General features: G+C 32.9%; 19 protein-coding genes. 6 read left to right on the top strand and 13 right to left on the bottom strand.

From position 1 onward, the window contains the following. Positions 1-72: 72 nt before the first annotated feature. Entirely contained in the window at positions 73-1,266 is a 1,194-nt protein-coding gene (gene sucC, locus QZZ51_RS05395) for an ADP-forming succinate--CoA ligase subunit beta (protein ID WP_291866977.1), read from the bottom strand. Positions 1,267-1,354: 88 nt separating this feature from the next. Continuing rightward, a complete protein-coding gene (locus tag QZZ51_RS05390) occupies positions 1,355-1,987 on the bottom strand; it encodes an LON peptidase substrate-binding domain-containing protein (protein WP_291866974.1) in 633 nt (210 codons plus the stop codon). A 165-nt stretch (positions 1,988-2,152) separates the two neighbouring features. Between QZZ51_RS05390 and lysA the strand changes: the two genes are divergently transcribed. Beyond that, complete coding sequence (lysA, locus tag QZZ51_RS05385; protein ID WP_291866971.1) at positions 2,153-3,403, top strand: diaminopimelate decarboxylase; 1,251 nt, start codon at positions 2,153-2,155, stop codon at positions 3,401-3,403. Between the two features lie 228 nt (positions 3,404-3,631). Continuing rightward, the gene (locus QZZ51_RS05380) at positions 3,632-4,162 is read left to right on the top strand and encodes a DUF255 domain-containing protein (RefSeq protein WP_291866968.1); all 531 of its coding nucleotides are present in this window, start codon (positions 3,632-3,634) and stop codon (positions 4,160-4,162) included. 78 nt (positions 4,163-4,240) lie between these two features. Here the strand turns inward: QZZ51_RS05380 and guaB are convergent, their stop codons facing one another. From guaB to QZZ51_RS05340, 8 genes are all read right to left on the bottom strand, one after another. Further along, positions 4,241-5,713 (bottom strand): IMP dehydrogenase, encoded by a 1,473-nt coding sequence (guaB, locus tag QZZ51_RS05375; RefSeq protein ID WP_291866965.1) that lies wholly within the window; start codon positions 5,711-5,713, stop codon positions 4,241-4,243. A 53-nt stretch (positions 5,714-5,766) separates the two neighbouring features. Further along, on the bottom strand, positions 5,767-6,267 hold the full coding sequence (locus tag QZZ51_RS05370; RefSeq protein WP_291866962.1) for a hypothetical protein: 501 nt from the start codon (positions 6,265-6,267) through the stop codon (positions 5,767-5,769). Next, entirely contained in the window at positions 6,267-6,800 is a 534-nt protein-coding gene (locus tag QZZ51_RS05365; RefSeq protein WP_291866960.1) for an FMN-binding protein, read from the bottom strand. Before QZZ51_RS05365 ends, QZZ51_RS05370 begins: the two co-directional genes overlap by 1 nt. A 146-nt stretch (positions 6,801-6,946) precedes the next feature. Then, positions 6,947-8,128 carry a hypothetical protein gene (locus tag QZZ51_RS05360; RefSeq protein ID WP_291866958.1) on the bottom strand — a complete coding sequence of 394 codons (1,182 nt, stop codon included), beginning with the start codon at positions 8,126-8,128 and terminating at the stop codon, positions 6,947-6,949. Positions 8,129-8,294: 166 nt separating this feature from the next. Then, positions 8,295-9,161 carry a hydroxymethylglutaryl-CoA lyase gene (locus QZZ51_RS05355; RefSeq protein WP_291866955.1) on the bottom strand — a complete coding sequence of 289 codons (867 nt, stop codon included), beginning with the start codon at positions 9,159-9,161 and terminating at the stop codon, positions 8,295-8,297. A 29-nt stretch (positions 9,162-9,190) separates the two neighbouring features. Further along, positions 9,191-9,817: a LysE family translocator gene (locus QZZ51_RS05350; protein ID WP_291866952.1), complete on the bottom strand. Its 627-nt coding sequence runs from the start codon at positions 9,815-9,817 to the stop codon at positions 9,191-9,193. Positions 9,818-10,408: 591 nt separating this feature from the next. Then, positions 10,409-11,449, bottom strand: coding sequence for a quinone-dependent dihydroorotate dehydrogenase (locus QZZ51_RS05345; RefSeq protein ID WP_291866950.1), 1,041 nt, complete (start codon positions 11,447-11,449; stop codon positions 10,409-10,411). Positions 11,450-11,537: 88 nt separating this feature from the next. Continuing rightward, positions 11,538-11,978 carry a hypothetical protein gene (locus QZZ51_RS05340; protein WP_291866947.1) on the bottom strand — a complete coding sequence of 147 codons (441 nt, stop codon included), beginning with the start codon at positions 11,976-11,978 and terminating at the stop codon, positions 11,538-11,540. 166 nt (positions 11,979-12,144) lie between these two features. Between QZZ51_RS05340 and pepT the strand changes: the two genes are divergently transcribed. From pepT to QZZ51_RS05325, 3 genes are read left to right on the top strand one after another with little or no spacing between them, the layout of a single operon-like run. Next, on the top strand, positions 12,145-13,371 hold the full coding sequence (gene pepT, locus QZZ51_RS05335) for a peptidase T (protein ID WP_291866945.1): 1,227 nt from the start codon (positions 12,145-12,147) through the stop codon (positions 13,369-13,371). A 4-nt stretch (positions 13,372-13,375) separates the two neighbouring features. Then, the gene (locus QZZ51_RS05330) at positions 13,376-13,957 is read left to right on the top strand and encodes a DUF1801 domain-containing protein (protein WP_291866943.1); all 582 of its coding nucleotides are present in this window, start codon (positions 13,376-13,378) and stop codon (positions 13,955-13,957) included. Between the two features lie 42 nt (positions 13,958-13,999). After that, positions 14,000-15,532, top strand: coding sequence for a phospholipase D family protein (locus QZZ51_RS05325; protein ID WP_291866941.1), 1,533 nt, complete (start codon positions 14,000-14,002; stop codon positions 15,530-15,532). Between the two features lie 64 nt (positions 15,533-15,596). On the opposite strand, the gene yajC is transcribed toward QZZ51_RS05325, so the two are convergent. From yajC to nusB, 3 genes are read right to left on the bottom strand one after another with little or no spacing between them, the layout of a single operon-like run. After that, positions 15,597-15,890, bottom strand: a complete 294-nt coding sequence (yajC, locus tag QZZ51_RS05320; RefSeq protein ID WP_291866938.1) for a preprotein translocase subunit YajC — start codon at positions 15,888-15,890, stop codon at positions 15,597-15,599. Between the two features lie 27 nt (positions 15,891-15,917). Next, positions 15,918-16,394, bottom strand: coding sequence for a DUF1573 domain-containing protein (locus QZZ51_RS05315; protein ID WP_291866935.1), 477 nt, complete (start codon positions 16,392-16,394; stop codon positions 15,918-15,920). A 42-nt stretch (positions 16,395-16,436) separates the two neighbouring features. Further along, a complete protein-coding gene (gene nusB, locus QZZ51_RS05310; RefSeq protein ID WP_291866932.1) occupies positions 16,437-17,384 on the bottom strand; it encodes a transcription antitermination factor NusB in 948 nt (315 codons plus the stop codon). A 181-nt stretch (positions 17,385-17,565) separates the two neighbouring features. On the opposite strand from nusB, the gene QZZ51_RS05305 reads away from it, so the two are divergent. After that, positions 17,566-19,317 carry an ABC transporter ATP-binding protein gene (locus tag QZZ51_RS05305; protein WP_291866929.1) on the top strand — a complete coding sequence of 584 codons (1,752 nt, stop codon included), beginning with the start codon at positions 17,566-17,568 and terminating at the stop codon, positions 19,315-19,317. The last annotated feature ends 12 nt before the right edge of the window (positions 19,318-19,329 follow it).

The following is a 19,329-nucleotide window of genomic DNA, read 5'->3' as shown; positions in this document are numbered from 1 at the left end:
ATTTAAAACAAAACACAAAAAAAAAGGGCAGTGATAAAATCACTGCCCTTTTTAAATATAAAATTCTTTATACTAGCTTAAAACCGCTTTAACCTTATCTGCTGCTTCTTGAAATTGAACCGCAGACTGAACCGCTAAACCAGAATTATCAATAATTTCTTTTGCTAATTCGGCATTAGTCCCTTGCAAACGAACAATAATAGGAACTTTAATAGCATCTCCCATATTGGTATAGGCAGCTACAATACCCTCTGCCACTCTATCACAACGAACAATACCTCCAAAGATATTAATCAATATACATTTAACTTCTGGGTCTTTTAATATGATTCTAAAAGCCTCTTCTACTCTTTTAGCATCTGCAGTACCACCAACATCTAAGAAATTAGCAGGTTCTCCACCAGCCATTTTAATTAAATCCATAGTAGCCATTGCCAAACCAGCACCATTTACCATACAACCAACGTTACCATCTAAATCTACATAATTAAGACCTAGAGCACTTGCCTCTACTTCAATAGCATTCTCTTCACGCAAATCGCGCATTTCAGCATATTGTTTTCTTCTATACAAAGCATTATCATCTATAGATACTTTAGCATCTACAGCCATAATCTTATCATCCGACGTTTTTAATACTGGGTTAATCTCAAACATACTAGAATCACTTTCTACATATGCCTTATATAAAGAAGCAACAAACTTTGTCATCTCTTTAAACGCTAAACCAGATAAGCCTAGATTAAAAGCAATCTTTCTAGCTTGGAAAGGCAATAAACCAGTTCCTGGATCAATTTCTTCTGTATAAATTAAATGCGGCGTGCTTTCTGCAACCTCTTCTATGTCCATACCACCTTCAGTAGAATACATAATCATGTTTCTTCCCGTACCACGGTTTAAAAGAACAGATATGTAAAATTCACTTGTTTCACTATCTCCAGGATAATAAACATCCTCACAAATTAAAACTTGATGTACTTTTTTCCCTTCTGCTGAAGTTTGCGGAGTAATAAGATTCATTCCTATTATATTCCCTGCAATTTCTTCTACTTCTTTTAAATTTTTCGCTAGCTTAACTCCGCCACCTTTACCACGACCACCTGCATGTACCTGAGCCTTAATTACATGCCATCCAGTACCAGTTTCCGCAGTTAGTTGTTTTGCAGCATCAACAGCTTCTTTTGCGTTATGAGCGACAACACCTCTTTGAATGCGTACGCCAAAACTTGCTAATATCTCTTTTCCTTGATATTCGTGAAGATTCATATATCTAGTTTCTTAATGTTTGGATGCAAAAATAGGAAACGAAAAGGATTTACCCTAATGAAAAAACAAAGCAACTTTCTTTTAAAAATTAAATCTCACCAAAATCTAATGGATCAAAATTCTTAAAGTGCCCATTTAATTCAATCGTTTTCTTTGTTCTTTCTACCTGCTTTAGAACTTCAATGGTACCCAATAAATGCTCTTTAATAAAAGCTAAACGCTCCTCCTCTTTAGGCATTTGCAAAAGTTGATACTCTTGCTTAAAAGAAAGACCAATTTTATGCGCAAGAATATAACTATTAAATTTATCCGTTTTTAATGGTTTAAAAGCTACATTCATAAAATTATAAAGCTCCTCAATCTTCTGTATCACTTCCTGCTTTAAATCTAAATTAGATACATAATCCAAATTTACAAGAGAAACGTTTCCACTAGGATACAACTTTCCCTCTGCTATAGATTGAAAATTATTCATAACAAAAACTTGCCTTGCAACACAAACAACATCCATCTCTCCTCCTTCATAACTATTCACTATTTCAACTAACTGTACCTCTACTCCGTAATTTACAACTCCATCTAAATAAACCGGTATACCAAAGGTAATTGCCTCTCTTCTACAATCTTCAATAAGTTGAATATACCTTTTTTCAAACACATGTAATGGAACGGTCTCTCCTGGGAAGAAAATAGATTGCAACGGAAACATTGGTAATATCATAGTGCTATTTTTAATTAAATATACCACCTAATCCATACCCCAACAAACCTATTTCCTTAAATAATTGTTATAAATAACACAATTTGTTGTATTTATTAATATTTCGTTAAGTTTTTTGTGCATCTTAAAATAGAACTCTAGATTTGTTTAAAATTATGACTAATTATGAAGCATTCGGACCTACTTAAAATCGTTAAGAAATTTGGCGACCCTGTTTATGTCTACGATTCTGAAAAAATTATTTTTCAATTTCAGAGACTAACAAAAGCATTTAGCGGAGTTAATAAACTAAAATTAAATTACGCTTGTAAAGCGCTATCTAATATTACCATATTAAAACTAATGAATAGTTTAGGAAGTGGCTTAGACACCGTTTCTATCCAGGAAGTAGAACTTGGCCTATTAGCTGGTTTTAAACCAGAATCTATTATCTATACACCAAATGGCGTTTCTTTAGAGGAGATTGAACAAGCTGCAAAGCTTGGCGTACGTATTAATATAGACAACTTATCTATACTAGAACAATTTGGCAGTAAGCATCCAAATATTCCTGTTTGTATCCGTATTAACCCACACGTAATGGCTGGAGGGAACTCTAATATTTCGGTAGGGCATATTGATTCTAAATTCGGAATAAGCATTCATCAAATTCCGCACTTATTGCGTATTGTAGAACTTACTAAAATGAATATTAATGGTATTCACATGCATACGGGTAGCGATATTTTAGATATCGATGTTTTCCTTTATGCTTCGGAAATACTTTTTGATACTGCTAAGAATTTTAAAAATTTAGATTTCATCGATTTCGGTAGTGGATTTAAAGTTCCATACAAAGATGGTGACATAGAAACCAACATAGAAGAACTAGGAAAAAAATTAAGTACTCGCTTTAATGAATTCTGTAAAGAGTATGGCAAAGAATTAACTTTAGCTTTTGAGCCTGGTAAATATTTAGTAAGTGAAGCTGGTTCTTTTTTAGCAAAAGTAAATGTGGTAAAACAAACCACTTCTACCGTATTTGCTAGCATTGACTCTGGATTTAACCATTTGATAAGACCAATGCTTTATGGGGCTTACCACCAAATAGAAAATGTTTCTAATCCTGAAGGAAGAGAAAGGTACTATTCCGTTGTTGGCTATATCTGTGAAACAGACACTTTCGCTAGCAATAGAAGAATAAGCGAAATATCTGAAGGGGATATTCTTTGTTTTAAAAATGCCGGAGCCTATTGTTTTACGATGGCTAGTAATTATAATTCTAGATTTAGACCGCCAGAAGTATTATGGCATAATGGAAAAGCAATACTTATAAGAGAAAGAGAAACTTTTGAGGATTTAATTAAAAACCAAGTGGATGTAAAAAATATATTTTCGCAGCCAACAGAAAAGAAAAAATTAACCCCTCAAGAGTAACTAAATAACAGAACAAGGTCTAAACACATAAACACATGTTTAGACCTTGTTCTGTTACAACCTGCCTTAAAATTACATCTAAGCTCAGAAGCAACTCTTAACTAATTCTCACTTTTATAGAAGTACCTTTTCCTTTTTCCTAAATGAATACGGATATAAAACGAAATATTTAATTAATAAATTCGTTAGTTTTGTAATAGATATTGGACTAATAGCAAAAAACAGCTCATGAATTTAAAAGTTACAAATAAATATATTTACTTAGTATTACTAAGTTTCATTACACTCACCTCTTCTGCCCAGGAAGTAAACTGGTTAACTTGGGACCAAGCTACCAAACTTATAGAAACAGAAAAGAATCCAAAAAAGATATTTGTAGACATATACACAGATTGGTGTGGATGGTGTAAAAAAATGGATAAAGATACTTTCCAAAACGCTGAAGTAGCTGCTTACATGGCTGAAAATTATTATATGATTAAATTAGATGGCGAAGGAAAAGAAGCAATCGAATTTAAAGGAAAAACTTTTAATTTTGTCCCAAGTGGACGTAACGGCTACCATGAACTTGCTGCTGCTTTAATGCAAGGAAAAATGAGCTACCCAACCACTGTATTCTTAGATGAAAAAATGAATATGCTTTCCCCTGTTCCTGGATATCAAAAACCAAAGCCTTTCTTAAAAATAGCAAAGTATTTTGGAGAAAATATTCATAAAGATAAAGATTGGAAAGCATACGAAGGCGAAGAAGGAAAATAAAAAAAACTAGAATAAGTCATAAAAAAAAGAAGCTGTCTAAAAAGGCAGCTTCTTTTTTTTATGACTTTAAACACATCCTTATCTACTATAATTAGGAGATTCTTTGGTTATGGTAACATCATGCGGATGACTTTCATTAATACCACTAGCTGTTATTTTTACAAATCGACCTGTGTTTTGTAATGTTTCCACATCCTTGGAACCACAATACCCCATACCTGCACGCAACCCACCTACAAATTGATGGATACTTTCAAACAACTCTCCTTTGTAAGGCACACGTCCTACAATACCTTCTGGCACTAATTTTTTAATATCATCTTCAACATCCTGAAAATAGCGGTCTTTACTACCTTGCTTCATAGCCTCTACAGAACCCATACCACGGTACGACTTAAATTTTCTTCCTTCGTATATAATAGTTTCTCCTGGAGATTCTTTTGTTCCTGCTAATAAGGACCCTAGCATTACCGTATCTGCCCCAGCTGCAATTGCTTTAGGAATATCTCCTGTATAACGAATACCTCCATCGGCAATAACAGGAACCCCACTTCCTTTTATAGCTGCAGCAACCTCTAACACTGCTGAAAATTGAGGAAAACCTACTCCTGCAACTACACGTGTCGTACAAATAGAACCTGGGCCTATACCTACTTTAACTGCATCTGCACCGGCTTCTACTAAATATTTAGCTGCCTCTCCTGTAGCTATATTACCAACGATTACCTCTAATTTTGGGAATTTCTTTTTTACATTTTTCAAAGCTGTAACTACTCCTTGCGTGTGGCCATGAGCTGTATCTATAACAACTGCGTCTACCCCAGCTGCTACTAAGGCTTCCGCCCTTTCTACAACATCACCAGTAACACCTAAAGCAGCAGCAACGCGCAACCTACCATATTGATCCTTATTTGCTGTTGGCTTCTGTGTTAATTTCGTAATATCTCTAAAGGTTATTAAACCAATTAATTTATTATTTTTATCTACTACAGGTAGTTTTTCGATCTTGCTGGCTTGCAAAATATCTTCTGCTTGCTCTAAAGACGTACCTACCGCAGCAGTAACCAAATTCTCCGTAGTCATTACTTCTGAAATTGGTCTGTCATTATTTTTTTCGAAACGTAAATCTCTGTTCGTTACGATACCTATTAATATTCCTGCATCATCCACAATAGGAATTCCTCCAATACTATATTCTTTCATGTTAGCCTTAGCGTCTCTTACTAAAGCTTCTTTAGGTAAAGTAACAGGATCCATTATCATACCACTTTCTGCTCTCTTAACCTTACGAACTTTTAGCGCTTGTTGCTCTATAGTCATATTTTTATGTAGCACGCCAATACCTCCTTCTCTAGCCATGGCAATAGCCATACGAGATTCTGTAACGGTATCCATAGCTGCGGACACAATAGGAACATTAATAGTAATATTACGGGTAAATCTTGCTTTTATAGATACTTCTCGTGGAAGAACTTCGGAATAAGCAGGAACTAAGAGTACGTCATCATAAGTAAGACCTTCTCCAACAATTTTATCAAGATGTGCTTGCATGGCAATTAAGGATTAATTGCGTGCAAATATAGGTGTTTTTTTTGGTAAAGTATTTACGCTTGGCCTCTGGACTTATAAAACAATTGAAAAAATACCATAAGCGAAGAAAACACAAAAGTAAGTGTCATTAGTAGGCCAGAAAATATTACTACAAATTTCATCCAGTGAATTCCTGCCCAAAGGAAATAAATTCCTCCAAAAGTTAATACAACAGATAGAAAAGGCTCTACCGTTAAAAATAATTTTAACTTTTTGGGTGCCTTTGTTATCCAAACTAAACCTCCTAATAAGAAGAAAATAAAGGACATAGATAAAATATGCGTGTGTACTATAGTCAACATCTGCCGTTCACTTTTTTTAAATTTCATCACTTCTGCATTTTCATCTTCTTCATTACCTTGGTAATTTTCTTGTATTCCAGCTGGTGTTCCTTCGCTTGTTTCGTTAACAAACAACAAGCCTGTGTAAAAACCTACGGAAAGAATGATAACAAATGCACCTATAAAGACTTTTATTTCTTTAGGCAATAACAACAAAAGACCATTATAATTCATTACAGCATCTTATTTTTTTTAAGAACCTTTATTGTTTGCAGCAAATCATCTATTGCATTGGTCATGGAGCGTACGGAAATAGTTGCTCCAGAAATTCCATCAATATTAGTCTCGTAATTCACCCTATCTTCTCCTGTTTTTCCTAAAAATTGTTTTAACCATCTTTTACTACCAATTTCTCCTCCATATTCCTCTCTATAAATGAGAACCTTAGAATGAATAATTTCTAGATTGGCATTAAAAACAATAAGATAATCAAACATTGCCGTTTTACTTGCTGCTTTATCTACAAAAACATACCCTAAAATACCAGAATTAGATTTTACTTTAAAAAAATTATCTGTAGTTATTTTCGACGGAAGTTTAACCATTAAGGTTTCGGGCACTTGCACAGGCTCTTTAGTAAATTCTTCTACACTAAAAATATGTTTCACTTCTTTTTGAACCTTCTTCTCTACGTTTTTAGGTAACCCAAAACTCGAGAACAAAAAAACAAATCCTAAAAGTAGAATACTAACTTTTTTAACTAACATAAGTGCAAATGTATTTAATTAGTTTAGGTCTTAAAAACCAATATAATAATTAACCGACAAAAACTCTTCCGTTTTTTAATCGGAAGAGTTTTTAAAATTTCACTCTCACTAGCACATTTAATACCTCGTGAGCTTACTTAATAACATTAAAACCAAACTCCGATACCAAAATTAAGTCTATTCTTAACACCATCGTTACCTCCAGATTCATTAGATCTAAATTGATAATCGCCTTTTACCACAACACCAGGCGCTATATGATAAGATAATCCCGTGGTAACATCTGTTCTATCGTATGCTTCATTTTTTGCTAAACTCCCAGCTGTATCTGCATGTGTATCATACATTTCATAGCGAGCAAAAGCAAATAATTTTTGTTCTTTATCTCTAGGTAATAAATTATAGCCACCTTCAATATACCATCCTTGCAATGCACTACCTAAATCTTTTCCTGTTAGATTATTATATGCTTCTGTGTCTGAAAGTGAAGCATGAATAAATTGCCCTCTTGCTGTAAATCTTTGATACGCATAACGAGCATCAAAACCCAACATAGCTATACCGATATTTGCTCCATCAATTTCTTCTACATCATCCGCTGCCTGTGTTTTTCCAAAATAAGTAGAAAAGCCTAATCGTAATCCAGGAATACCATAATAGTCAATTTTTGTTGCAAATGTTGGTGAATCAACAGTTGACTTAATACTTTTTTGACGACCACTTCTTAGTCCATTAGAACCTTTTAAAAACCCAGAAACACCACCTTCACCATCTGCCGTTGTAGATTTAAAACCGTTAAAAACATAGGCTTGGTATCCTAAAGAAAGGCTGTTTAAACGACCACTTACTCCAACACCCATTTCTCTCCAAGTAGTAGGGACTATTACGTTGTCTACTGCTGGTCTTTCTGTTCCATTATACGTAGTAGGCTCATGATATTCATTAATAATACCCATTGGCACTAACATTAAACCACCTCTTAAATTAACATTGTCTGCTACATTATAATTTACAAATGCTTGTTCTACAAAAACTTCTTCCACATGTTCTAATTCTATTTCTGTAAAAAATTGGGTTTTGTCGTTAAACCTATACCCTAATAATAAAACCAAACGCTGTACATCTAACTCACCATTATCGCCTTCTGGTTGGTTATAAAGCATTTCCCCATAAGCTCCGATAGTAACCTGAGAGCCATGTACACCCGATAATAATCTTTGTGCGGAATTCAATTGTTTTTGAGGATCCATTGTAATGGAATCTATAGCTGTTTGCCCAAATGTTACTTGGGAAATAACTATTACTAATAAAAGAAAAATACGTTTCATTTTAAATCTATATTTATTTAGACTGGTTACAAATAATATTATTATTGAAATGCAAAAATAATCCCAAAAATGGAATACACAACATTTATTTGTAATAAATCTAAATAAACTTAAGGCAAGTAAATATAATACAACTCAAAAAAAACTAAAAATCAATCTATTATATTTAATGATAGGCTTTAAAAAGTTCGCTTGCTTTATTATAAGCAGCTTCAAATACCATCCAGTTAACACCAGTATCTACTTTTTCTGCAGTAAAGTAAGATAACATATGCTCCGTTGGCATATTCCCTGTAAGCTCATCTTTAGCCATAGGACAACCACCAAATCCCTGTACAGCACCATCAAACCGCCTACACCCTGCTTTATATGCCGCATTCACCTTTTCGTGCCATTTTGTTGGCGTTGTATGTAAATGCGCTCCAAATTCTATCTGCGGGTATTTAGGTATTAGATTAGAAAAAAGATAATCGATTGTTTCTGCATCCGAAGAACCTACAGTATCAGACAGCGATAAAATTTTAACTCCCATATTGGACAATTTCTCCGTCCATTCCCCAACAATATCCACATTCCAAGGGTCTCCATACGGGTTACCAAATCCCATGCTAATATAGGTTACCACCTCTTTATTGGCTTTGTCTGCAATATGTAGTATTTCTTGTAACGTCTCTACGGATTGGGCAATAGTCTTGTGGGTATTTCGCATTTGAAAATTCTCCGAAATAGAAAAAGGATAACCTAAGTATTGTATTTCTTTGTGCTTAGATGCTTCCAAAGCACCCCTTACATTTGCTACAATAGAAAGCAACTTACTAGAGGTTGTAGACAAATCTAGCTCACCTAAAACCTCTGCTGTATCTACCATTTGCGGAATCGCCTTAGGGGAAACAAAACTTCCAAAATCAATAGTATCAAAACCGCAATTCAATAAAGACTGAATATATTTCACCTTTTTTTCCGTTGGAATAAAAGTTTTAATGCCTTGCATAGCATCTCTAGGACATTCGACTATTTTTACAGACTTAGACATTTATAAATTTAAGGTGTATAAAATTACCACTATTTATCTGAAAACAATAAATAGATTGCTATGGCTATAAAAACTACTATTTGTAACCATTTTAAAACCACTCCAACAGATTCTTTTTTAGTAACATAACCAGAAATAGTTCCTGAAAGAAAAGCTAAAACACTAAATATTACCCCTGACACCAACATAAAAAGCCCTCCCAGAACATAGAATTGCACCACGGTACTCCAAGTAGAACTGAATAAAAACCCAGGAAAAAAGGCTAGAAAAAAGATAGTCACCTTCGGGTTTAACACATTCATTATAAATCCTTGCTTAAAAAGTTGAAATACCGTTTTTTTAGGCACTCCATTTGCAGACAAGCTAATTTTTGAATCATTTATATATACTTGATATGCTAAATACAAGAGATACAAAGCACCAAAAAGCTTGATAACAAAAAATAAGCTATCATTATCTTTTATAATAGCAGAAACCCCAAAAGCAAGTAATGTAGTATGCACCAAACACCCCGAAATAAGACCAGCTACTGTTGCTAACCCATATTTTTTTCCATTTGTAATACTCTGCATTAATACATAAATATTATCCGGTCCAGGCGATATAGCCAAGACAGAAGTTGCAGCAACAAAACCTAACAAAATATCTATATTCAATTCTTAAAACTTTACGCTGAAAATACGAATTCAATTAAACTTAATCCCCTTTTTTATAACTTACATAAAAAATAAATAGAAACTTTTCCAAACAGCCACTACTCTTATTATCCTTAGCACATTTATCCTAAGTTAGTTTATTATCCTTCAGAGAAAACTCATTGACCAGTATATAAACCAATACACAAACCCAGACAGAGACTATTTATAAGACATGTTGTTCTTTTTAAATTTAAGGAAGATACAGATTGAAGAAATTAAAAATGCTTTTAATGCCTTACCAAGGAAAATTAAAGAAACAGACTCTTACGAATAGGGAATTAACAATAGCTCAGAAGTTTTAAACAAAAGGCTTTCCATTATTTTTTCGTAACATTTAGTAAAGTACCTCAGGGCAATCCCAAGAGACATTCGCAGAAAAACAACCTTAAAATTTCGAGGCAAGCCTCGGAGCATTTAAATCTCGATTATCGAGTAAAGAAGATAGAGAAATCTACCTACCACATGCAGATAAAGAGTTTTTCGAACTCTTTTAGCTCCTTTATTTGGAGGATGTCTTAGTTTTAGCTTATTGAAATAATAAACACTAAACTACAAACCTTTCTCTAGTATAGCTTTATTAATTTGCTTTACTAACGCAGGACCTTCATATATAAAACCTGTCCATAGCTGAATTAAATCGGCTCCCGCTTCTATTTTTTCAATAGCATCTTCAGCGGAATGTATACCTCCTACTCCTATAATAGGGAATGCCTTATTACTTTTCTCTGCTAAGAAACGTATTACCTCTGTACTTCTTTTAGTTAAAGGCTTACCACTTAGTCCTCCTTTTTCTTCGGTATCTACTAAATCAGATTTTAAATTCTCTCTTTCTATAGTGGTATTAGTTGCTATTATCCCATCAATCTTTGTTATCGCAACAATATCAATGATATCTAATAATTGCGCGTCTGTAAGATCCGGAGCTATTTTTAAAAGGATAGGCTTATTTACCCCATTTCTTTTCTTAGTATATTTTTCGTTCTGAGTTTTTAACTCCTTTAACAATGCCGTAAGGGGTTCTCTATCTTGTAATTCTCTTAATCCTGGTGTATTGGGAGAACTAACATTAACTACAAAGTAATCTACATAATCAAAAAGAGCATCAAAACAAAGTAAATAATCCTTTATAGCATCTTCATTTGGCGTTACTTTATTTTTACCTATATTTCCGCCAATAAGTACTTTATGTTCTTTTTTTAATTGTTCAACTGCTTCAAAAACACCCTTATTATTAAACCCCATTCGGTTAATAATTGCTTTATCGGCTTTTAACCTAAACAATCTTTTTTTAGGATTCCCATCTTGCGGTTTTGGTGTTAGTGTTCCTATTTCTACAAAACCAAAACCAAAATTTGCAAGTTCATTATATAAAGCTGCATTTTTATCAAAACCAGCAGCAAGACCAACTGGATTATCAAATTTTAATCCAAAAACTTCTCTTTCTAATCGTTTATCTTTTATTAAAAACAAAGATCTATATATACCTCCTAACCCAATTTTAGCAGTAAATTTTATCAATTTAAAACTTATATGGTGTACACGTTCTGGGTCTAATAAAAAAAATAGGGGACGAATTAGAATTTTATACATGGAATTGGAGAAATTTTACACAAAAATACAAACTCAATCTGAGTAATTTCGCTATATAAACCTCTTTTTTACACTAAGTTTTACATTTCTATTTTGGTGAAATACTATCGTTATATATTATTGGCTGTATAACTATTGGTTTTCTAATAGCTTCCTTACACAACTGTAAATATCTGTTATATTGTTTTTCGTTAAAAATCTCCAAAAACTCTTTATCTGTAGCCTTAGAAAGACCCACTAAATTTTGCTCTAACACCGTGTACTTCTTCCCCAGGCTTGTTAATTCATCAGGTGTACTTTGCGGATGCTTCTCTAAGACTTTCTCCATTTCATCTTGCAGAGTTTTAGCCTTAATAATATATTCCCCTTGTAAAGCCTGTAACTTTGCTACCTGGTTAGCATTTAACTGAAATACGGAAGTCATAACCTCCGCATTTCCCCCTCCGATATTTAAAGTACAATCCTGAGACTTTGCACAAAAAGAAGTTAAAAACAAAACAACAACAGCACTATATTTTATAATTTTCATCCCATTTATTTTATATAAAAATGTATTTAGCCTACAATATACATTTGTTCCGACAGGCTTATCTTACGCCAGCCTTTGAAAAAACATCTTTGAATGTTCTTTTAAGCTAATACAAAATTATAATTTATACACTATAAACCCTATTTTTGAATAAAAAATTATAAGAATGCAGCAGCTTATCGACCGCTTTTTAGGTTATGTTAAAATTGACACCCAAAGTAACCCAGAATCTAACACCACTCCAAGTACTGAAAAACAATGGAATTTGGCTTTAGAATTGGTTTCTGAATTAAAAAGCATAGGCCTAGAAGATGTTACTATAGATAACCATGCCTATATTATGGCTACTTTACCTAGTAATATAGATAAACCCGTGCCAACCATAGGTTTTATTGCACATTTTGATACTACACCCGATTTCTCCGGATTCAATGTTAATCCGCAAATTATAAAAAATTACGACGGAAAGGATATTGTATTAAACGCAGAAAGAAATATAATTCTTTCTCCTGATTATTTTGAAGACTTATTACTTTACAAAGGTCAAACTTTAATTACTACAGACGGCACAACTCTTTTAGGTGCTGATGATAAAGCCGGAATTGCAGAAATTATTACAGCAATGGAATACCTTATTAAGCATCCAGAAATTAAACATGGAAAAATAAGAATTGCATTTACTCCGGATGAAGAAATCGGCAGAGGTGCTCATAAATTTGATGTAGAAAAATTTGGTGCGCAATGGGCTTACACCATGGACGGAAGCCAAATTGGAGAATTAGAATATGAAAATTTTAATGCAGCAGGAGCCAAAGTAATTATAAAAGGTAAAAGTGTGCATCCTGGATATGCTAAAGGCAAAATGGTAAACGCTATTAATATTGCCAATGAATTTATGTCCATTTTACCGATGGAGGAAACACCAGAACACACTACAGGAAGGGAAGGTTTTTTTCACGTACACCATATGCAAGGTGAAATTGAACATGCACAATTTGAATTGATTATCCGCGATCATGACCGAGAAAAATTTGAAGAAAGAAAAGTATTAGTTACCAAAATAACCGAAAAATTAAATTCTATTCACGGGGATTGTATTTCTATTGAAATTAAAGATCAATATTATAACATGCGGGAAAAAGTAGAACCCGTTATGTATATCGTAGAAATTGCAAAAAGAGCAATGGAATCTATTGGTATAAAACCTATAATTAAACCAATTCGCGGAGGAACGGATGGTTCTCAACTTAGTTATATGGGGTTACCATGCCCTAATATTTTTGCTGGCGGGCATAATTTTCATGGAAAATACGAATATATTCCTGCTCAAAGCATGGTACAAGCAGTTGGTGTTATCGTAAAAATTTGCGAAATTACTGCTGATAAAGCTTAAAATTATGGAGATTTTCGAAAAATCAGAAACCTATTTTTCCGAAGAACATCCATTTAAAACAAAAAATCAGGAATTACGTAATATATTTTTAACAACTAGTTTAGAAAAAACTTTTAAATGGAGTCTACCTACCTATACCTTAAACCATAAAAATGTTTTAGCTCTTGGTAAGTTTAAAAATCATTATGAAATCTGGTTCTTTAATGGCGTATTTTTAAGTGACCCAAATAAGGTTCTTCTCAATGCACAAGAAGAAAAAACAAAAGCAATGCAACAATGGAGATTTACTGTAAAAGACACTATAAATCTAGATATCCTATTAGCATATAGTGAAGAAGCTATAGCTAACAAAAAAAAGGTTAAAACTTGCCTATATAAAAAAGCCCTCCTTTACTTTAAAAACTCCCGCATTACTAACAGATGCGTTAAAAAAAACAAAACGCAACAAGTTCTCCACACCTTACCACCTTACAAACAAAAAGAGTACATGGAGTATATTGCTAGCACAAAACAAGAAAAAACTAAAACATCTAGACTAGAAAAAATAATCCCTTTAATAAAAAAAAGGCATAGGATTAAACGATAAATACCGTAATTGCTAATCCTAAAATTAAGCAAGAACAACTACATGAACATAAAATACTTCTATTTAATCCTTTTTACCCTATTCATTTTTTCCTGCAAAGAAAAGAATAGTACCAGCACTACAAATAATAACTACTGCCAAAACATAAAAAGAGATAGTTCTATGTCTCTTTCTTCTGCTTTAGAAGAGATACAACCTCTAATGAAAAAAAAGACAGGAGTTTATGTTTTAGAAGACGGAGGCACAGCAATGGTAACCAGAGCCTGGTTGTGCGAATATGCTGAAAAAAGTATAGACATTCAATACTTTATTTTTTCCACAGATAATATTGGCTTAATTGCCTGTGATTATTTGGTACGCGCAGCAGACCGCGGAGTAAAAGTTCGTCTACTCATAGATGATATTATGGTAGATGCAGGTTTTAATGACATCCTCACTTTAGATTCTCATAAAAATATTGAAATTAAAATCTATAATCCTGGTGTTAATTTGGGCAAGAATCTTTTTCAGAAAATAGGAAAGTTTGCCAGTGATTTTCGTTCTGCTAACCAAAGAATGCATAACAAAACATTTATAGTAGATAACCAAGTAGTTATTTCTGGAGGCAGAAATATTGCCGATGAATATTTTGATTATGATCATACCTATAATTTTAGAGACCGTGATGTCCTTTTACTTGGCAAAGAAACCAAAAAAGTAAATGCTTCTTTTAAGACCTTTTGGGAAAGCACCCTAAGTATCTCTGCAACAAAATTGGTAACAGAATTACCTAACAACCTAACCGATAAAAATCGTTTTTCTAAACTACATGAATATGCTTGTAATCCAGAAAATTTTTGGCCGCAAGTACGTTCTAAAATTGAAAATCTACCGCAAACGTTTGCTGACTTAAAAAATTCGGGGAATTTAGTATGGACAGATTCCGTTTCTTTTGTTTCTGATTTTCCTGGAAAAAATGATGGTGAGAGTGGTCTTGGAGGTGGTGGAATTACGACAAGTAAACTTATAAAACTGGTAAAAAATGCCAAGCACACGATAAACATCCAGACTCCATATTTAATAACATCTGATCTTAGTAAAAATCTTTTTAGAGAAGCTATTAAACGTGGTGTAAAAGTAAGAGTCCTTACTAATAGCCTGGCTTCTACAGATAATGTAGAAGCGTTTAGCAGTTACCAAACCGACCGTAAAAAATTATTACAAACAGGAATCCGTATTTTTGAATTTAGACCAGATGCCAAGGAACGGTTAAAAATAATGACTGGCGATTTACAAAAAGAGCTAGATTACAAGCCTATTTTTGGTTTACATGCCAAGTCTATGGTTGTAGATGGCAAAACTACCGTAATTGGCACCTTTAATTTAGACCCAAGAAGCGCAAATTTAAACACAGAGTGCATTTCTATTATCCACTCTAAAAAGATAGCCGACAATGTTTTAAAAGGTATGGAAGAAGAGTTTAAACCAGAAAATTCTTGGGAGATCACGATGAATTTTAACCCTGACTCCAAAGTAAGTGCATATAAGAGGGTTAAGACATGGACTAGAAAAGTTCTTCCTAAAGATATTTTATAAATTATTCTAAACAAAAAAGCACCGACATGTGTCAGTGCTTTTTTTGTTTTACTCTTATAGACTTCTATTTCTTTTCTATAGCCGGAGTATTTAATTTTTTACTCATTTCTAAAGAAATTGCAGAACGATCGAATTTTAATTTCCCTGCCATAGTTTCTATAACAACCGAAGAATCTTTATCGTTTAAGTCAACTACCTTACCGTGTAATCCACTTCTTGTAACGATACGATCTCCTTTTTTTAATTCTGCTGCAAATTTACGCTCATCTTTCTGCTTTTTCATTTGCGGTCGTATCATAAAAAAATATGCTACAACAAAAATTAAAATCATTGGAAGAAACTGTCCTATATCACCCATGGGTATGTATTTAAATATTAATTATTCTTAATGCGCGGTTGGACCAATTGGTGCACCGTCTTTAGGGTTTACAAATGCCTTAATACGTAAAATTTCTGATTTTTTCTCCGTATTTGCTGTAACTGTAATTGTTTTAGTTATTTGGTTTTGACCAGCTCCATTGAACTTCACAACCATTTTACCAGATTCTCCTGGAGCAATTGGAGTATTCTTTGGATATTCTGGTATTGTACACCCACAGCTACTTTTTGCATCTGTTAATATTAACGGACCAGTACCTGTATTTGTAAAAGTAAAAACTGTTTCTTGTGGTGCACCCTGTATAATGGACCCAAAATCGTGCTCCGATTTATCGAAAGACATAATTGGCAAAGCTTTTGCTGCCTCGTCTCTTTCAGCTGCAATTGCTACATTTTCAGATTTAATTTTACTAGATGCTTTCTCTTTACATGAAATAAATGCAACTACAGAAAACAAAGCTACCATTAGAACTACTTTTTTCATTGTTTTTGTTTTTTTTATTTGAGTCAAAATTAGAAAATTATTTTATAACAGACCTCTACCCATTTTATTAAGTTTCCCTGTTTCTTTATACTCCTTTGTAAGTTTATCTAAAATACCATTAATAAAAATGCTACTTTTTGGTGTAGAATATTCTTTTGCGATTTCTAGATATTCATTAATTGTAACTTTCTCTGGAATGGAAGGAAAGTTTAATAATTCGCAAATAGCCATTTTAAGCAAAATAGAATCTATCCCAGCAATACGGTCTTTATCCCAATTTGGTGTTTTACCTTCTATCTCTTTTTCTAAAACATCATTGGTCAACAAAGTTTTTGTTAATAATTTTTGAGCATACTGCATATCCTCATCATCTTTAACCAAATTAGGCAAGAAAAAAGATTCGTTAGAATTCTCTTTAACTTTCTTAAAATGTTTTAATAAATAGGTGTTTACAATAGGGATATCATCTACCCAAGTAAGCTTATCATCTTCAAAATAATCGTAAATTTTATCATTTGGAGCAATAATCTCTTTAAATAAACCTAGTATTAATTCTTTATCTTTTTCATAAGAATTTTCACTTGTGTGCATGTACTTTAAATACATATCACTCTCCAAAATATCTTTGTAAATTAATTTTACGTATTCCTCATTTAAATACCAATTATTTAATTTACGAAGCTCTAATTCCTCTTTTAGCTGGGAATTATTAACCAATTGTTGTAGCACTTTGTTCGCTACAAATCTCTCTTTAAACGGTAAATTATCGCTGGCATTAGCTAAATATTTCTTGGAAGAAAGATTTAATTGATTTTCAGCCATCTGATGAATTTCTATCCAAAGGCTTAAAAGTAATAGGTACAAACTGTACATATCCTCTATACTTACGTCTAGAAATTTTTTCTGTTTTTCTAAAGAGTCGTCTTTAGATTGAATCAAGGCATAAATGCATTGCATTACTTTTACCCTAATATGTCTTCGTGTAAGCATGTTAAAAGAACTTAATAATAAATAGGTTAAACTTTGAGCGTGTAAAAGTAAGCATCTATTTTAAATTGCAGACATAACATTTCTAATTATCTTATGTATTTTATAACATTTGTTTAGAATGCAAAAAGTTATCTTTGGCTGATTGTAAACCAAAACCTAGATATCTCGGTTCCTTTTGCCAATGAAAGAATTAAAACATTTAAATAAATATTTTAAGAAATACTCAAAAAAACTCTTGGTAGGTATTGTCATTACTATCGCTGCAAGAGTTTTTCAACTAGTTTTACCAAGTTATGTAAATAAATCTATATCTGCTTATGATGATTTTACAGCTAATTTAATTAATGCCGAAAAAGCAGAATCCCTTTTATTAGAGTACATTTTTATTATTATTGGGGCGGCATTACTTTCTGGTTTTTTTACTTTTTTAATGAGACAAACTATTATTAATATATCTAGGTACATTGAGTTTGATCTTAAAAATGAAATTTTTGATCACTATCAATTATTAAGTCTAAATTTTTACAAACAAAACAGAACGGGCGATTTAATGAACCGTATTAGTGAAGATGTAAACCAAGTACGCATGTATAGTGGACCAGCTATAATGTACGGAATACAAACCCTAACTCTCTTTACTTGCCTTATACCTTTAATGTTCATTAAAGCTCCTACATTGGCAATGTATACTTTAATTCCGCTACCTATATTATCTGTTTTAATATATCAGATTAGTAAGGTTATTCATAAGCGTAGTACTATTGTACAAACCTATCTATCTACCTTATCGACTTTTACACAAGAAATATTCTCAGGTGTTTCTGTAATTAAAGCGTATTCTCTGGAGCTACAAACCAATGCAGATTTGGAAGTTCTTGCAGGCGAAGGAAAAGAAAAAAGCATGAATCTTGCCAAGGTTAATGCTTGGTTTTTTCCTCTTATGATCCTTCTTATAGGTATAAGTAATCTATTCGTTATATATATAGGCGGCAAGCAATATATTAATGGGGAAATTAGTTTAGGATTAATAGCTGAATTTATTTTATATGTAAACATGCTTACCTGGCCAGTTGCCATTGTTGGTTGGCTAACTTCTATTATTCAACGTGCAGAGGCATCGCAAAAAAGAATAAATGAGTTTCTAGAAGAAAAACCTTCTATTAAAAACTCTGTAGAAACCCAAACCCCTATACTTGGTAAAATCGAGTTTAAAAACGTAAGTTTTACATATGAGGACACCAATATTACGGCTTTAAAAAACATCTCTTTCACTATAGAAAATGGCGAAACTGTTGCTATTATAGGAAAAACGGGCTCAGGGAAATCTACAATTTTAGATTTAATAGCAAGACTATATGATGTTTCTTCTGGAGAAATATTAGTAGACAACAAACCTATTAAAAAATTAAACCTAAATAGCTTACGTAAAGATATTGGAGCAGTTCCGCAGGATGCCTTTCTTTTTTCAGACACCATTAAAAACAACATTAAATTTGGGGAAGACCAAGCCACAGATGAAGACGTAATTACTGTTGCTAAAAATGCCGTTGTACACAAAAATATTATTGACTTTACCAATGGCTATGAAACAATATTAGGCGAAAGAGGAATTACATTAAGTGGTGGACAAAAACAAAGAGTTTCTATAGCTAGAGCGTTACTTAAAAAACCAAGTATCTATCTATTTGATGATTGCTTATCTGCTGTAGACACAGAGACGGAAGAAGAAATATTGAACAATCTTAAAAAAGCATCGCAAAACAAAACCACTCTTATAGTAAGTCATAGAGTATCCTCTGCAAAAAATGCTTCTAAAATCTTAGTTTTAGAAGACGGACAACTTATTCAAGAAGGTACTCATGAAAAGCTAAATAGCACCGAAGGTTACTATAAAGAACTATACAGCAATCAACTTTCAGAGAAAAAAAGTTAAAAAATAAGTTGT

The sequence above is a fragment of the Maribacter sp. genome, from assembly GCF_016744255.1.
In the GTDB taxonomy this organism is placed as follows: Bacteria; Bacteroidota; Bacteroidia; order Flavobacteriales; family Flavobacteriaceae; genus Maribacter_B.
Note: the sequence above shows the minus strand (reverse complement) of the source record. Positions and strands in the feature narration are given on the sequence as shown.

Excerpts from the sequence above, each read along its gene's own strand:
- QZZ51_RS05380 (WP_291866968.1), top strand. The coding sequence starts at position 3,632 with ATGAATTTAAAAGTTACAAATAAATATATTTACTTAGTATTACTAAGT.
- QZZ51_RS05365 (WP_291866960.1), bottom strand. The coding sequence starts at position 6,800 with ATGTTAGTTAAAAAAGTTAGTATTCTACTTTTAGGATTTGTTTTTTTG.
- pepT (WP_291866945.1), top strand. The coding sequence starts at position 12,145 with ATGCAGCAGCTTATCGACCGCTTTTTAGGTTATGTTAAAATTGACACC.
- guaB (WP_291866965.1), bottom strand. The coding sequence starts at position 5,713 with ATGCAAGCACATCTTGATAAAATTGTTGGAGAAGGTCTTACTTATGAT.
- QZZ51_RS05390 (WP_291866974.1), bottom strand. The coding sequence starts at position 1,987 with ATGATATTACCAATGTTTCCGTTGCAATCTATTTTCTTCCCAGGAGAG.
- sucC (WP_291866977.1), bottom strand. The coding sequence starts at position 1,266 with ATGAATCTTCACGAATATCAAGGAAAAGAGATATTAGCAAGTTTTGGC.
- QZZ51_RS05305 (WP_291866929.1), top strand. The coding sequence starts at position 17,566 with ATGAAAGAATTAAAACATTTAAATAAATATTTTAAGAAATACTCAAAA.
- yajC (WP_291866938.1), bottom strand. The coding sequence starts at position 15,890 with ATGGGTGATATAGGACAGTTTCTTCCAATGATTTTAATTTTTGTTGTA.
- QZZ51_RS05355 (WP_291866955.1), bottom strand. The coding sequence starts at position 9,161 with ATGTCTAAGTCTGTAAAAATAGTCGAATGTCCTAGAGATGCTATGCAA.
- QZZ51_RS05330 (WP_291866943.1), top strand. The coding sequence starts at position 13,376 with ATGGAGATTTTCGAAAAATCAGAAACCTATTTTTCCGAAGAACATCCA.
- QZZ51_RS05315 (WP_291866935.1), bottom strand. The coding sequence starts at position 16,394 with ATGAAAAAAGTAGTTCTAATGGTAGCTTTGTTTTCTGTAGTTGCATTT.
- QZZ51_RS05370 (WP_291866962.1), bottom strand. The coding sequence starts at position 6,267 with ATGAATTATAATGGTCTTTTGTTGTTATTGCCTAAAGAAATAAAAGTC.
- lysA (WP_291866971.1), top strand. The coding sequence starts at position 2,153 with ATGAAGCATTCGGACCTACTTAAAATCGTTAAGAAATTTGGCGACCCT.
- QZZ51_RS05340 (WP_291866947.1), bottom strand. The coding sequence starts at position 11,978 with ATGAAAATTATAAAATATAGTGCTGTTGTTGTTTTGTTTTTAACTTCT.
- QZZ51_RS05360 (WP_291866958.1), bottom strand. The coding sequence starts at position 8,128 with ATGAAACGTATTTTTCTTTTATTAGTAATAGTTATTTCCCAAGTAACA.
- QZZ51_RS05345 (WP_291866950.1), bottom strand. The coding sequence starts at position 11,449 with ATGTATAAAATTCTAATTCGTCCCCTATTTTTTTTATTAGACCCAGAA.
- nusB (WP_291866932.1), bottom strand. The coding sequence starts at position 17,384 with ATGCTTACACGAAGACATATTAGGGTAAAAGTAATGCAATGCATTTAT.
- QZZ51_RS05325 (WP_291866941.1), top strand. The coding sequence starts at position 14,000 with ATGAACATAAAATACTTCTATTTAATCCTTTTTACCCTATTCATTTTT.